Source organism: Nocardia sp. NPDC051911 (assembly GCF_040681035.1).
Lineage (GTDB): Bacteria > Actinomycetota > Actinomycetes > Mycobacteriales > Mycobacteriaceae > Nocardia > Nocardia sichangensis.
Window position 1 is genome coordinate 194,868 of sequence record NZ_JBFAXY010000008.1, and the last position, 15,689, is coordinate 210,556.

The 15,689-nt window shown below is 69.2% G+C and carries 9 protein-coding genes; 5 read left to right on the forward strand and 4 right to left on the reverse strand.

The window, feature by feature from the left end:
- Window positions 1–2: 2 nt before the first annotated feature.
- On the forward strand, window positions 3–2,594 hold the full coding sequence (locus tag AB0L97_RS12775) for an AMP-binding protein (protein WP_364428376.1): 2,592 nt from the start codon (window positions 3–5) through the stop codon (window positions 2,592–2,594).
- On the opposite strand, the gene AB0L97_RS12780 is transcribed toward AB0L97_RS12775, so the two are convergent.
- A complete protein-coding gene (locus tag AB0L97_RS12780; RefSeq protein ID WP_350901430.1) occupies window positions 2,496–2,801 on the reverse strand; it encodes a hypothetical protein in 306 nt (101 codons plus the stop codon). The two genes, AB0L97_RS12775 and AB0L97_RS12780, sit on opposite strands and share 99 nt — an antisense overlap.
- Before the next feature lie 331 nt (window positions 2,802–3,132).
- On the opposite strand from AB0L97_RS12780, the gene AB0L97_RS12785 reads away from it, so the two are divergent.
- From AB0L97_RS12785 to AB0L97_RS12800, 4 genes are all read left to right on the forward strand, one after another.
- The gene (locus AB0L97_RS12785) at window positions 3,133–4,272 is read left to right on the forward strand and encodes an XRE family transcriptional regulator (RefSeq protein WP_355077686.1); all 1,140 of its coding nucleotides are present in this window, start codon (window positions 3,133–3,135) and stop codon (window positions 4,270–4,272) included.
- A gap of 107 nt (window positions 4,273–4,379) precedes the next feature.
- Window positions 4,380–6,077 (forward strand): TIGR02677 family protein, encoded by a 1,698-nt coding sequence (locus AB0L97_RS12790; RefSeq protein ID WP_364428381.1) that lies wholly within the window; start codon window positions 4,380–4,382, stop codon window positions 6,075–6,077.
- The gene (locus tag AB0L97_RS12795) at window positions 6,077–7,501 is read left to right on the forward strand and encodes a TIGR02678 family protein (RefSeq protein WP_364428384.1); all 1,425 of its coding nucleotides are present in this window, start codon (window positions 6,077–6,079) and stop codon (window positions 7,499–7,501) included. Before AB0L97_RS12790 ends, AB0L97_RS12795 begins: the two co-directional genes overlap by 1 nt.
- 3 nt (window positions 7,502–7,504) lie before the next feature.
- Window positions 7,505–11,695 (forward strand): TIGR02680 family protein, encoded by a 4,191-nt coding sequence (locus AB0L97_RS12800; protein ID WP_364428387.1) that lies wholly within the window; start codon window positions 7,505–7,507, stop codon window positions 11,693–11,695.
- Window positions 11,696–11,957: 262 nt separating this feature from the next.
- Here AB0L97_RS12800 and AB0L97_RS12805 read toward each other — a convergent pair whose 3' ends face one another.
- The 3 genes from AB0L97_RS12805 to AB0L97_RS12815 form a co-directional block, all read right to left on the reverse strand.
- A complete protein-coding gene (locus tag AB0L97_RS12805; protein WP_364428587.1) occupies window positions 11,958–12,377 on the reverse strand; it encodes a M15 family metallopeptidase in 420 nt (139 codons plus the stop codon).
- A gap of 268 nt (window positions 12,378–12,645) precedes the next feature.
- Window positions 12,646–14,430, reverse strand: a complete 1,785-nt coding sequence (locus tag AB0L97_RS12810; RefSeq protein ID WP_364428390.1) for an ABC transporter ATP-binding protein — start codon at window positions 14,428–14,430, stop codon at window positions 12,646–12,648.
- Window positions 14,431–15,143: 713 nt separating this feature from the next.
- The gene (locus AB0L97_RS12815) at window positions 15,144–15,626 is read right to left on the reverse strand and encodes a hypothetical protein (protein WP_355077488.1); all 483 of its coding nucleotides are present in this window, start codon (window positions 15,624–15,626) and stop codon (window positions 15,144–15,146) included.
- Between the last annotated feature and the right edge of the window lie 63 nt (window positions 15,627–15,689).

Consider the following 15,689-nt stretch of genomic DNA (forward strand, 5'->3'; position numbering starts at 1 on the left):
CGGTGACCGTCCATCCGATCGTCGAGCGTCTGCGCACCTTCGACGAGCGGATCGCCGTCCATTGCCCCGACCGTGCGGGCGCGGACGGCGGCGGATCCCCACCCACCCGGCAGGTGACCTACGCTCGGCTTGCTGCGCTCGTCGAGTCCTTCGCGGCCGAACTCGGCCCGGCCCGTCGCCTCGTCGCGCTCGCCGCGCGCAACGATCTTTCCTCGCTCGTCGCGTACCTCGGAGCGCTCAGCGCCGGATGCGTGGTCTTGCTGACCGAGCAGATCACTGCGGAGTTGCGGGACGCCTACGACCCGGACGTGCTCGTCGAAGACGGGCGCGCCGAGGTGGTCCGGGAACGCTCGGCGCATCGCCTGCATCCGGAGCTCGCGCTGCTGCTGAGCACCTCGGGCTCCACCGGGTCGCCCAAACTGGTCCGGCTCTCGGCGACGAACCTGCGTTCCAACGCGGCGGCCATCGCCGAGTACCTGGCCATCGGTCCTGGCGATTGCGCGGCCACCACCCTGCCGATGTTCTACTGCTACGGGCTGTCGGTGGTGCACAGCCACCTGTGGCGCGGGGCGAGCCTCATGCTCACCGACCAGTCGGTATTGGACACGCAGTTCTGGCGCGCGTTCCGGGACTGCCGCGCAACGTCGTTCGCCGCGGTTCCCTACACCATCGAACTGCTGGACCGCATCGGTTTCGCCCGTATGGACCTGCCGCACCTGCGTTATGTCACCCAGGCGGGCGGCAGGCTGGCGCCGGAGCGGGTACGCGAATACGCCGCGCTCGGCCGGGAACACGGCTGGGAGTTCGTGGTCATGTACGGCCAGACCGAGGCCACCGCGCGAATGGCCTATCTGCCCGCGCATCTGGCGAGCGCGCACCCGGACTGCATCGGGATCCCGATTCCGGGCGGCGAATTCACCCTCGAGCCGGTCGAGGAAGCCGACGACAATGGGGACGAACCGCGCGAACTGGTCTATCGCGGGGCCAATGTGATGATGGGGTATGCGAAGTCCGCCGCAGACCTCGCCCTCGGCCGTACGGTCGATGCCCTGCGCACGGGCGACCTGGCACGACGCACACCCGACGGCTTGTACCAGGTGGTCGGCAGGCGTAGCCGGTTCGCCAAGATCTTCGGACTGCGCATCGATCTGGAGCGTCTCGAATCCGGGCTGGCGGAGGCCGGATTCACGGCACGGTGCGCGGACGACGACGCGCACCTCGTCGTGGCCGTAGAGACCCCGCGGTCCGATCTCACCGAGCTCGCCGCGCGACTGTCCGGCCTGCCCGCCGCCGCCGTGCGGGTCCACGTGGTCGAACGGATCCCGCGGTTACCGAACGGCAAACCCGACTACCCCGCTATCCGGCGGCTGGCCGGATCCGCGCCGCAGACACGTGATATCCGCTCCCTCTACGCCACGACGCTGGGCATCGATCCCGCGCGGGTCCACCCGGACAGCACGTTCGTCGACCTCGGCGGCAACTCGCTCACCTACGTGACCACCGCGGCACGGCTGGAGCGGGCGATCGGCCGCCTGCCCACCGACTGGCCGAACACGTCCGTGGCGGAACTGGAACGGATACCACGAGGCCGCAGGCGTTTCGGACGGGCACTCGACACCGGAACGCTGCTGCGCGCGGTCGGCATCGTGCTCATCGTCAGCTCGCACGCCGGAGTGTACGTGCTCTGGGGCGCGGCGCACGTGCTGCTCGGCGTGGCCGGCTTCAACTTCGCGCGGTTCGGGGTGACCACGGCCCCAGCCGCCGAGCGACTGCGCCACACGTTGCGCACCGTGGCATACATCGCGGTGCCGACGGCACTCTGGGTCGCGCTGACCATGACTCGCACCGACTACTACGGCTGGCAGAATGTCCTGTTACTGAACAAGATTCTCGGCCCGCACGACAGCGCCACCGCCGGGCACCTGTGGTTCCTCGAGGTGCTCGTGTATTTCATGCTGGCCGCCGCGCTGTTGATCCGGATCCCCGTGGTGGACCGGTGGCAACGGGCCGAGCCGTTCTGGTTCGCGATGGCGCTGGTCGCGCTGAGCCTCGTCTTTCGATACCAAGCGTTCGGTCTGTATTCGGCGAAGGACATCCCGTTCTCTCCGCTGGCGGTGTGGCTCTTCGCGCTCGGCTGGGCGGCGGCGAAGGCGACGTCGATGTGGCAGCGGATGACGGTGAGTGCCGTCGTACTGATCACGGTGCCTGGCTATTTCGGCGTTCCCGAACGGGAACGTTTGATCATGGCGGGCTTGCTCGCACTGGTGTGGTTGTCCGCGGTCCGGGTTCCCGCCGCCGTCGCCGTCTGCGCCGCGGTGCTGGCCGACGGCTCGTTGTTCGTCTATCTGCTGCATTGGCAGGTATACCCGCTGTTCGAACAGCACCGGCTCGCGGGGCTGCTCGCTTCCCTGGCAGCGGGTGTACTCGTCACCGGCGCGGTGACCGGGCTGCGACGCTGGGGTTCGGGGCGGTACCGGGCAGTTCGGTCGCGGCGATCAGCTCTCCACCGTCCACACCCGCGCCGCCGCCTCCTGAGCCAGCTTGGCTATCAAGATGTCGCGCGGAATCGTCTGGCCGGCAAAGTGATCGAGTGAGGGAACCACCACATGGTGCGCGTCCGCGCGCTTGAGTTCCGCCGTGAGCTCGGCGAAAGCCGCCCCGTCACCGCCGGTCGATTCATGGAACGTTGCGGCGAAGCACAGCCCTTCCTCGCGGGCGAGGCTGCTCATCGCGGCCTCGAGCTCCTTGCTATGGCCATCGGCCAGATCGTCACGCAAGTATCCATAGATCAACGCTTCCACCCGAACCTCCGTTGGATTGGGATCGCTGTTCTCTTATGTGGATCCACCCGTTTTACGGGGTATTTGCGCTTCGTGCAAGAGCAGATGTACTTGCAATTGCTCTTACAGGAGGGGCTGGCTAACTTCTAGCGCCATGTTCAGCATGCACAACGCGGCGGCGCGAAAGTAGCTGTCAACACACGGACATCTGCCTGCCCTCTTAAGGCCACCAAACGTTAACTGGTGCGATACTACAGACGTGGCCGCTACCGACGATCGACCCGTCTGGGCAGTCCGAATGCGTTCCGAGCGTGACGCGAGGGGGTGGTCGCAAGCCGACGCTGTTCGCGTGATGCGTGGAAAGTCTTCGCACAACCTGCCGACCGACAGTACTCTCCTACGCAACTGGCGCCGTTGGGAATCGGGCGAATCACGCCCCGACGACTTCTACGCGCCGATCATCGCCGCCACCTTCGACACGGTGACCGCGGCGTTCTTTCCCAAGGCCAGACCGAACCGGGACGACGAATTGCTCTCGGCCACCGGCATGGACACGCTCGAGTTCATCGGACGACTCCGTATGTCCGATGTGTCCTCCGTGACACTGGAGGCCGTCCGCATCACCGCAGAACGCCTGTGCTGCGAATACTCCTACGCCGACCCGCACGACCTGCACGCCGACGGCACCGCGTGGCTGCGCAGAATCACCTCGTTGCTGGACGGTCGCCTGACCCTGGCGCAGCACCGCGAAATCCTCGTTCTCGCCGGATGGGTGGCGTTGCTGGTCGGCTGCGTCGACTACGACCTCGGCAGGCGCACCGCCGCGGAGGCGACCCGCCGCGCCGCCCAGTCGCTGGCGCAGGAGGCGGAGAACATCGAGATCGCGGCATGGGCAGCGGAAATGACCGCGTGGTTCGCGCTGACCCAGGGTAACTACCGCGGCGTCATCGAGACCGTGCAGCCGACGCTGGAAGTAAGCCAGCACCTGCGCGTCGGTGTCCAGCTCGCCGCCCAGCGCGCCAAAGCCTGGGCCAGGCTGGGCAACCCGCGCGAGGTGGAGGCGGCGCTCGACGAAGGCCGAGCTATCTTGGAGCGACTCGATCATCCGGCCAATCTGGACAACCATTTCGTCATCGATGCGAACAAGTTCGACTTCTACGCGATGGACTGCTGCCGGGTCGCGGGCGAGGATCGGCTCGCCGAAACCTACGCGCGGGAAGTGATCCGCAACGCCACCCGCCCGGACGGCAGCGTGCGCAATCCGATGCGGGTCTCCGAGGCGCACCTGACTTTGGCCGTGGTCGCGGTGCGCGACCGTGACCTGGAACTCGCGGTCGCCGAGGGCATGCGCGCGTTCGCGGGCAGCAGGCGGTCGTTGCCCTCGCTGATGTGGATCGCGGGGGAAGTCGCGCGCGAGATCATCGAGCGGTTCCCCGGCGATCCGCGCACCCGCGCTTATCTGGACCAGTTGCGTTCGCTGTCCGTCGAGTGAGCCGACCTGCGCAGCGGCAGCGGCGAACGGTGACGAACCGGACGCGGCCACGCCGAACACCGGAACGTCGTGCGGGTGGCGATCGGCCCGCTACTACCCTGTTCCCGGTGACCGACTCCGATGACGGCTGGGCCGACGCCCACTGGGACGACCGGCTGCGGCTGTTCTCTTTCGCCACCGCCGAGCGGCGCGCCGATTACCTCCGGGTGCTGCGCGCGTTCGACGGCGCGCGGGCAGCATACGTGGTGCTGCTGCACGCGGACGACGTCGCGGAGTGGATCGACCGCAACGGGAACACGCCGCACACGCCCGATCCGGTCACTGCGAACCAACCGGTCACGAATGCCGGCGTGGATCCGGCGCAAGCGCGCACGCGTCCGTCGGATCCACCCGGGGGCGAGCCGGAAACCGGTGCGCCGGACCGGTCCCCGGAGACACCCGGCCGACCCGCGGCCCCCCCGCTGACCGCGGCCGAGATCGGCCCGTTGCTAGACCAGTTGCACCAGTGGGGCATGCTGGAGCGCAGTTACGACGGAACCCGCGCCGCGACGCTGGCCGAATATCGTAATCGGCACTACGTGTACCAGTTCTCCCAGGCTGGTTTCCAGGCCTACCAGGCAGTCGCCGGTGTGCTCAGCGCCCGCCTCGACGAAGCTTCGTTGTCGCGCCTGGTGCTGCCGGAACTGCTGGCCGATCTGCACACCCTGGCCGAGGCCAACCGGGCGGGTGACGCCGAACGCGTCTACCGCACGCTGCGCCGTCTCGACATCGCGTTATCCGACCTGGCCGCCCGCGCCGCGCACTTCTATCTAGGGCTCGGCGACCTGGTTCGCACCACCGAGATCACCCCGGAATCGTTTCTCGCGCACAAGGACGCCCTGCTGGCGCACATGCGGGAGTTCAGCCTCGACCTGGCCCGGTTCACCCCGCGGCTGGCGGCCGCGATCGCCGAGATCGAGGAGACCGGCGTCGACGACCTGACCGGCCGGGCGGCGCGCTGCGACGAGCGGGTGCTGCTGAGTGTCGAGGAACGCCGGTCGGATTGGCAGGCCAGGTGGGACGGACTGCGGACCTGGTTCGTCGCGTCCGGCGGTGAACAGGCGGGGACGACGGAGGCCGAGCGGTTGCGTGAGGCCACCATGAGCGCGATCGCCGCGGTGCTGTCGCTGCTGCGGCGGGTCACCGAGACGCGGCGCGGCGGGGTCAGCCGGGAGTCGGCGCTGCGGCATCTGGCCGGCTGGTTCACCGCGGCGCCGACCGTGGACAGCGCCCATGCGCTGTTCGACGCGGTGTTCGGGCTGGGCAAGCCGCGGCACCTGGCGATGGAGCACCCGGACGCCGACGTGATTCCGGCGATTCGATCTTGGTGGGACGCACCGCCGTTGGAGATCTCGCGCACGCTCGCCGAGACCGGACGCCCGCCCTCCGCGGGTGCGCCCGCCCGTATCCACCGCAACGACGCGGGTATCCGGCGTCTGCGCGAGGCGCAGTTGGACGCGCAGCGGGCCCGCGCGGAGGCCGCCAGGTCGCTGACGTCCGGCGACGTGCACGAACGAGTGCTGGACGACCGGGAGACCGAGGTGCTGCTGCGGCTGCTGGACGCCGCGTCCACCGCGTGGGTTCCGGTGCGCGGCCGGGTGGCCGGCACCACCGGCTCCGACAGCGGCGTCACCCTGACGGTGTCCGAGCACGACGGTCCGACCGTCGTGCGCACCACCCGGGGACTGCTGCGGTTGAACAACCGGTCACTGAAGATCGAGCAGACCGCCGGAACACGGTCCCGCCCGCGCGGGGAGCACGGCTGATGCACGCACACACCATCGATGCGCTCGCCCTGGACAACTACCAACGCGCCGCCCGAGTCGTCCTGGCCAACCACCTGGTGACCCGCGCCTATCCGGACCGGATCGCACTGCCGCTGATCCGGCGCTGGGCCACCGAGCTGCGCGAGGACCTCGCCGAATTATTCGGGTACCGCCTGGAAGTCACCGAGACCACCGCGCGGGTCTTCCCGGTCACCGACCGCCTGGACGCGGGCAGGCCCGCGCGTACCGCCGCCGAGCGCGTCTTCGACCGCCGCCGCTACGCCTACCTGGCTCTCGCGCTGGCCGCGCTGGGGCGCGCCGGGGACCAGATCACGCTGTCGGAGCTGGCCGATCAGGTCGCCGCCTACGCGAACCGGGTGGAGGGACTGGAACTGGCCACCGACCGGGCCGCCGACCGCGACGCGTTCGTCGACGCGGTGGGCTGGCTGACCGTGCGCGGCGCGCTGGGCCTGGCCGACGGCGACGCGGGCGGCTGGGCCAGCGATCCGGAGGCCGGTGAGGCGCTCTACGACATCGACCGGCCGGTCGTCTTCGCGCTGTTCCGGCCGCCGCGGGCCCTGCAACATCTGCACGGCGTGCGCGGGTTGCTCACCGAAGAGCCCATGGTCGGCGGTGTTTCCGCGCACGCGACGACCACCGCCGAAATCGCCCGCCGGGTACGCAGGGCGCTGGTGGAGCAGCCGGTGGTGTACGCAGAGGATCTCGCACCCGAAGAGCGTCCTGTTCTCGCCCAGGAGCGGATCGTCGCGGAGGTCGAACTGTTCACCGGGCTGCGCGCCGAACGCCGCGCGGAGGGCGTGGCGCTGATCGACACCTCGGGGCGGCTGTCGGACGTCCGCTTTCCGGGGACCGGGACGCTCGCGCAGGTCGCCTTGCTCCTGGCCGGTGAGATCGCCGACCGCGTGCTGGACATCGATCACCCGCTGCCGCGGCGCCACGCCGGCCCGGACACGGATGCGGCACTGGCCGACCAGCTCGATGAAGCCATTCCCGAATCCACGCTGTTCGTGCCGCTCGCGGAGCCGCGTTCGCCGGATCCGTCCGCCCCCGAACCGGATTCGGCGACGGATGCAGCGGAGCAGACAGACCGGTCCGTCGCGACAGGCTATCCGCTGATCGACCGGGCCTGGCTGTATGAGACGGTGCAGGCGCTGGCCGATCGCTACGGCACCACGTTCGCCGCGCAATGGCAGGCCGACGTTCCTCGCCTCACCACCGAGGTGGTGGCGCTGCTGGAACGGCTGCGGCTGATCCGGATGGTCGAGGACGGACTGCTCGTGCTGCCCGCACTGGCCCGCTACCGTGGCGCGGTCGTCACGGTCCGCACCAAGCGGGCCGCGGAGCTGTTCGTCACCGCGGCCGACACCTACGGGCCCGGCGGCACCGGGACGGAAGGGAACTGACGAATGTCGCTCATTCACGGCGGAGTGCGGTTCACCCCCACCCGCGCCGGGATCGTCAACCTGTGGGACTACCGCGACCAGGAGTTCTGTTTCGCGGACGGCAGATTGGTCCTGCGCGGGCCGAACGGGTCGGGCAAGACCAAAGCGCTGGAGGTGCTGTTCCCCTTCGTTCTGGACGGACGGATCGAGCCGCGCAGGCTGAACCCGTTCGCGGGCGAGGAACGCACGATGAAGTCGAACCTCCTCTACCGCAAGCAGGACTCGGCCTACTCCTATGTCTGGATGGAGTTCGCGCGCGGTCGCTGGGAAGACCCCGAGGCGGTCACCGTCGGCATCGGCATGCGCGCCACCCGTTCCTCGGACAAGGTGACCCGCTGGTATTTCGTCGCCGACGGCCGGGTCGGGATCGACTTCTCCCTGATCGGCCCCGACGATCGGCCGTTCACCCGCAAGCAGCTGGCCGAGCAGATCGGCACCGACTCGATCGTCGACCGGCCGGTGGACTATCGCAACGCGATCGACGCGCGCATGTTCGGCCTCGGGACGCAGCGCTACGACCAGCTGATCAATCTGATCCTCACGCTGCGCCGCCCGCAGCTGGCCAAGAACCTCGACCCGCGCGGTTTGTCGCAGGCGCTCACCGACGGCCTGCGCCCGCTCGACGAGCAACTGATCCTGGACGCCGCTCGCTCGTTCAGCGATATGGAGGAGGTCGGCAGGACCCTGGAGGGTTTGGTGCACGCCGACACGGCGACCAGGGCTTTCGTCGAGGTGTATCGCAAATATCTTGCGGTTCAAGCGAAGACGGATATCGACCAGGTGCGGGCGCGGCTCGACGCGGTGACCCACGCGAGCACCGCGCTGTTCGCCGCCACCGCGCTGCGCGAGCGCAGGGAGACCGAGCGTGCCACGGCCGAGGCTCGGGCCGAGGACGCCGACCGCGCCTACGAGCAGGCCATCGCCGACCGGGAGAATCTCCAGCGTTCCAGCGCCTACGAGGGTAAACAGCAGCTCGACGACCTGGCCGACGCGGTGCGTCGCCTGGAGACCTCGGCGGGCGTGCACGCCGACAAGGCGCTCAAGTCCCGCCAGACCCTGGACCAGCGGACCCAGGAGGCCGAGCGCGCACGCACCGCGGTGCGCACCGCCGCCGCCGCGCTCGCCCGCGGCGAGGACGATCTGCGCGCCGCCGCCGAGGAGGCGGGGATCGCATGGACGCCGCTGCCGGAGTCGACGCGGGCCGAGCAGCTCACCGCGGCGGTGCGCGGGCACGCCGAGGAGCGCGACGTCGATGTGCGCGCGGTGCGCAAGGCGGTGGGCGCGGTGGATACCGCTGCCGCCGAACGCACCAGGGCCGAGCGACTGGCCGAGCGCGCGCGGGAACTGCGTGATGCCGCCGCGGCGGAGGTCGCGCACGCCGAAGCGACGGTCGCCTTGACCCGTTCCGAGGCCGCGGCCGCGTTGCGGACCTGGTGGGACGAGCACCGCGCGGTCTACACCCCGGTGCGCACCGGCCTGTTGGAAGCGCTGAACTCGGCGCTGGCCGAGGCCGGTTCGGATGCGCCCACCGTGGCCGAGGTGCTGGCCGATCGCACGGAACCCCTGCTCGAGGAGATCCGCACCCGCCGCCAAGAGGCACGCGCCCAGGTGGCCTCGGCCACGGCACACGTCGAGGAGCTGACCGCCGAACTCGAGCGGGTCGCGGCCCGGCGCGACGACGCGCCACCGGTATTCGCGGGCCGCTCCGGCCGGACCGGTGACCGGTCCGGCGCCGCGCTGTGGCGGCTGGTGCGCTTCGCCGACGACGTGCCGCCCGAGACCGCGGCGGGCATCGAGGCCGCGCTGCACGCAGCGAATCTGCTGGACGCCTGGGTGTGCCCGGAAGGCGAGCTGCCGCCGGACTACGAATCCGATCAGTTCCTGCTGCCGCTGCCCGCATCGGACCGCCCGGCCGGTCGCACGCTCGCCGACGTGCTTGTCATGGAAGACGATTCGGACACGCTGACGGTGCCGCGGCAGGTCGTGGCCGATGTGCTCGCTTCCATCGCCCTGCACGAGGACGCGGGCGAGCCGAGCGGCGCGGTGACGATCGGAGCGAACGGCGCGTTCCGGCAAGGCGTGCAGATCGGCCGCCACCGCAAGACCGACGCGGAATTCATCGGCGCCACCGCGCGAGCCAGACGCCGCGAGCTCCGCTCGGCCGAGTTGACCGCGGCCGTGGCGGCCGCCGAGGCGGACCGGAGCGCCGCCGGACAGCGGGAGGCCGCCGCCACCGCCGAACTCGCGCGAATCTCCGCCGCCGCCAAAGCGCTTCCGCGTCCGACCGCGGTGACCACGGCGCTGCGCGCGGTGTCCGAGGCCGCGGGCGTGCTGCGGTCGCGTGCGGAGGCCGCCGCCCACGCCGAGCGCGAACTCGACCAGGCGGTCGCGGACGTGTCCGCCGCGGAGAAGAAACTGCGCGCCGCCGCCACCGCACACCGCACACCGCGCACGGCGCGCGAGATCGACGCCCTCGCCGCCGCCATCCGGCACTTCGAGAACACCGGCACGGGATTGTTGCGGTTGCGCGGCGACCACGAGCGGGAACGAGAGCGCGAACGCGAAGCCGACGACCGCTTGACCGAAGCCACCGACCTGGCCGAGGCGTTCGCGGAAGAGGCCGAGGCCGCGCGCACCGGATACCAGGAGCAATTGCGCAAACTGGAGACCCTGCGCGATGCCCTCGGCGCAGGCGCGGCCGACATCGACCGCGAATTGGAGCAGGCCCGGCAGCGGATCGAGGCGACCAAGGTCGAGCAGAAGGCCGCGCGCAAGGCCGCCAACCAGGCCATCGAGGCGGTCGGCGACGCCGAAGCCGCCTACCGTACCGCGCACGAGTCGCTGGCCACCGCGCTGACCGAGGTGCTGGCGGAGGTGAAAGCCCTCGCGCCATACGCTCAGCCGGATCTGCTCACGCTGCTCGGCGCCCCCGCCGACGGACGCTGGCCCAGCAGCGACGCCGCGTGGTCGACGCCCGAGCAACTGCTGTACCGGATCGCGACGGCGGGGCCGGAGGCATCACCGCGGGTGCTGCCGGACGAAGTCGCCGCGCTGTTCGACAGCCTCTCGGCGGCCACGGCAGCGGTGCGCGTGAGCGAGGCGACGCGCAAGTCCACCCGCACGGCGGTGACCGGAGCGTTGCAGGAGTTCGACGCGGCGTTGGCCGGCTCGGGCCGCGATTACCGGTTGCAATGGGACGCCGCCGACGGCCTCACCGTCGTCCAGGTGCACGACGAACACGGGGCTTCCGCGCTGGCCGACTTCGCCGCCCGCGTCGACGCCGCCCGGCGGGATCAGGAACTGCTGCTCACCGACGCCGAGCGCCGCATCCTGGAGGATGCCCTGTTGACCGGCCTGGCCCAGCAGATCCACGAACGCACCAGCGACGCGCGCGATCTCATCGCCAGGATGGGCGCGGAGATGAAGCAGCGGCGGATGTCCTCGGGCAACACCATCGGCGTGCACTGGGTGCTGGCCGACAGCCTGTCCGACGCGGCGCGGGCGATGTGCAAGCTGCTCGACCGGGACGCGTCGGCGCTGACGGCGGAGGATCTCGCGGCGATCCGGGCGCACTTCGCCTCCGAGATCAGGGCAGCGCGGGCGGCGCACCCGGAACGCTCCTACCCCGAGATCCTGGCCGCGACCCTGGATTATCGCACCTGGCGGGTGTTCTCGTTCACTTTGATCTCCGCCGACGGCAGCGAGGACAAGCTCACCGTGGCCAGGCACAGCGCGCTGTCGGGCGGCGAGCAGTCGGTGTCGCTGCACCTGCCGCTGTTCGCCGCGGCGCACGTCATGCTCGATTCCGCCGACCCGCAGGCCCCGCGCCTACTGGCCCTGGACGAGGCGTTCGCGGGCGTCGACGACAACGGCCGCAGCGAATTGCTCGGACTGAGTGTGCAATTCGACCTCGATCTGTTCATGACCGGCTACGACCTGTGGATCACCTATCCGCACGTCCCGGCGTGCGCGCACTACGACTTGGCGCACTCGGCGGCCGAGAACACCGTCAGCGCGACACTGCTGGTGTGGGACAGCGGCGACCTGCTCGCCGAACACGACGGAACGGATCTCACCGCCGCGCTCGGCTCCCCCGATCGGCGCAGGCTTCCCACCACGATCGAGGGCGCGCTGGAACTCACGCCGGTGAGCTGATCGCCTCCGGGCCGGGTTGATCGACGGCTCGGTCCGGGAGGTCGCAGCAGGCCGCGTCGAGCAGGGAACGACCACGGGCGGGATCTGCTCATCGACGGCAGTCTGCCCACCGCCGTTCCCGACCCGGCGGTCCAGCGCGCCGCAGCAGCGGCAGTCAGCGTGCGCGGCTGGTTCCCACGCCGGTCAGCTCGCGTACGGGATGGGCGATTCGCAGCGCCGCCAATGGTTTTCGAAGTGGTCGTATTCTGCCGAACCGACCCGATCACCGCACGCTGGCGTCGGGCAGCATGGGCGGGCACGGTGTGCCCGGCGCGGTCTGCAGCTCGAAATGCCAGTACTCGTTCTCGAACGAGCGGCAGAGCCCCCATCGGTAGCCGTTCGCCTCGAGCCACCGCGCGCCCTGTTGCGGACCGACATCGATGGCGTCTCCGGACACGTGGGTGGACTCCTCCGGCGGCAGGACCCAGCGGCGCGCGTTGTCCGGCCCGTAGGTCGCCACACCGTCCTCCCACAGCGCCTGCTGCTCGGCGGGCGTCCGGTACCCGGACGTGATGGACAGCGGCACCCCCTGCGCGTGCGCCTCGCGTTCGGCCAAGGTGTAGGCCAGCGCCAGCTTGGGATCGAGCCCTTCGGTCCCCGTCGCCGAGCCCACCGACTCGCGCTGCTCGATGGCGACTGCCATGTCGGCCTGCGCTTCCCCCGCCGAAAAACCGACCGCGACCAGCGCCGGAAGCACTGCCACCGATAGTCCCGCCGCCACCCGACTCCGCCCAGCATTCCCGAACACCATGCGCCGATGCTATCGCTTGCGATCACCTATGCCGGATATGCCCCGATCGCAACGCGCTCCCGCGCTAACGGCGCAGGACTTTCGCGGTGACCGGCGCACGGCAGGAGGCAGGTCGCCGCCGCACCGGAGCCGGCTCGGCAGCCCGGGCGGTGCGGGAGCTTCACGCGGATGCGGTGATCGTGTCCTTCGCGAGCTCGCGGTAGTACTCGCTCGACGCCATCAGCTCGTCATGGGTTCCGATCGCTTCCACACGTCCGCCGGCGAGCACCACGACACTGTCCACGTCCCGAATCGTCGAATACCGGTGGGCGGCCACGAGAACGGTGCAACGTCCGCGCAGTTCGCGCAACGTCCGCAAGACAGCCGCCTCGCTGATCGGGTCCAGGTTCGACGTCGGTTCGTCCAGCAGAAGCAGGTCGGGCTCGGTCAGCAACGCGCGCGCGATCGCCAAACGCTGCCGCTCGCCGCCCGATAGGGACTGTCCGTGCTCGCCGACCTGCGCGTCCATGCCGCCGTCGAGCCGGGCGAGGACATCCTCGAAACCAGCGAGCTCGACCGCGCGCTCGACCTGCCGCTGGGTGGCGTGCGGATGAGCGTAGGTGAGGTTCTCCCGCACCGAACCGTGCAGGATCGGAGCGCCTTGCTCCACGAAGGCGATACGACGCCGATAGGGAGGCAGATGGAGGCGAGACACGTCGTGACCATCGAGGAGGATCACGCCACCAGCGGGCTCATAGAAACGCTCGATCAGGGACAACACCGTGCTTTTACCACTGCCGGATCGACCGACCAACGCGACTTGTTCGCCACCCGGCACCGTGAAAGACACTTCGTCGAGCGCTCGGCGTGACGACTCATAGGAAAAGGTGAGCGTACGGAGTTCTACCGTGGCCGGTCTGCGCCGCCCATCGTGCACCACCGCCTGCCCCTTCCCGAGACCGGTCAGCGTGGCGGGACCCTCGGTACCGGTGTCGTCTTCGATGTCGACCCGAAGCGCTTCGGCGACGCGCTGGAACGCACCCATCCCTTTCTGTATCGATCCCAGCAGCGAGATGGCGCCGGCGAGCGGTGTGGCCAGAAATGTGGCGTACAGCAAGAACCCGACCAGTTCACCGACTTCCATCCGATCGCCTGCCACGCGAATACCACCGATCAGCAGCAGAGCGAGGAACGACCCATTGACCGCCGCCGAACTCGCCGGGCGGATGATCGCCTCCATGCGCGCGGCGCGGACACCGCTGTGCAACGCCTCGGCCGCCTTCGCGGTGAGGCGAGCCGCTTCCCGGTCCTCAGCCGAATTCGCGCGCACCGTTCGCAGTGAACTCAAGGCTCGTTCGGTGTCGGCGGCGAGTTCTCCGACACCGGTCTGCGCGCTCTCCGAGGCGGTTCTGATCCCCGCCAGAGCAGCCGCCACCAGCAATCCTGCCGTGGCGATGGTGACCAGGGTCACCACGGTCATGAACGGACTGAGCCAGACCATGGCCGCCAACGCCGTGATCGCCGAGACCACCGATATTCCCAACTGCACCACGCTCGTCACCGCGTGCTCGCGCATCGCCGAGGTATCGGCGCCCAGTCTGGATGTCAGATCCCCGATCCGCATACGGTCCAGTGCCGGCATTCGCACCCGCAGCAAGCGCTCGACGACACGCGCACGCAGATCGAATACCACTCGTTCGCTGGTGCGCGATACGAGAAAGTCGCCGCAGGTCTCGAACAGCGCCTGTGCGACGAACACCACGATGAGCAATGCCACGAGCCCGGCTATCGCGTGCCGACCGGCTACCGCGTCGATGATCCGCATGGTCACCCAAGGCTGCACGAGGCCCGCGCCGGTACCCGCCAACAGCAGCACGGCACCGGCACCGACTTCCCTTGCGTGCCGCCGCAGTAGAGCGACCAGATCGCGATACCGAACTCGGTCTTCGCGCCGCAATTCCGACACTTCACCCCCCTGTGTCCGACCGATGAAGCAGATATCGATCTACTGCCATAGTCGTACGGTTCAGGGTAGGCGAACAAGTTCATTCCGGCTTCGAACGGTGCGTGGGCGGACAAAACGTCCGCTTCCGCCTCGGCGTGTTGTGAGACACAAGATCGACTTCAGCCGGGGCATCCAACTAGCGCACTACTCCACATGCAGCGCACCGCACATGTGGACAACAGTCAGCGAATTCCACAGAAAACTCCACAACTTGGGATAATGTCCATCTGCTATGTCCGTTATGCGCCCAATTGCCCTCTTGCGGCAAACATTTCGCCCATCCTGGAACGAGTGATGTCCACAATCTGTGGATGTGTTGTGGATCACTACGGCATTCAACCTGCTACCAATCGCGAATTGGCCGCCGATAAGCGACTTTTGGGTGATTTGTGCCCTGTCGTGGACAACCGGAGGGATGAGATCGAGCCTCCGCGAGAAACTTTCGCGAGGCGATGTGTCCCTTTCGGCCGGTATGTCAGGCATACCCGGACCAAGGCATCAGCACGGACATATTCCGCGAATCCCCGCGATCCGGGCGCGGCGAACCATTTCGAGCCTTAGACACACCGCGGGCGGCCGTGGCTCGCGCCGCCAGCCGCCCGTGAATCGGGTGAATCATCCACAGATGTCGGGAATTTCACATTCTCTCCCCAGTCATGTGAAGATCGGCCGCATCAGACGATACGGACCGGCCACACTCCCGGCGGGCCGCCCAGCGCGCTCGGACGCGACGGCGGCGCGGTCATCCGCACACCTGCCCGGCGAATCGACTCCGCCGCTTCCCTGTTGCGCGCGATCCGCTCCAGGATCTCGCCGCCGTGCGCGCGGGCATACGCGAGCGCCAGCCTGATCTTGCTCGCGTGCAGGTCCGATTTGGCGCTGAGCACGGCGATCCGGCGTTCCAGCGGTCCGTCCAATTCGCGCAGGCGCGCAACGACTTCCCAAACCTCCGGACCGGCCGTCAGCGCGGCGCGCCGGTCGTGCAGCGGGCCGCGGAAAACGATTCCGGGGTGGTCGAGCTGGTCGACGCCTTCGTGGATCAGCCGATCGAGCAGTGTGGTACAGCTGGTTCCCTCACGGGCAGCGCGATCGGCCAACCGGGAGGCGGCCGACTCGGTGATACACAACGCCGTCGGTACTGGCCTGGACGTGCTCATAGCTCTCCTCGACCTGCATCGGTGCGGAAATCGACGAAGTTCTTCGCTAAGCGTGCCCGCTGC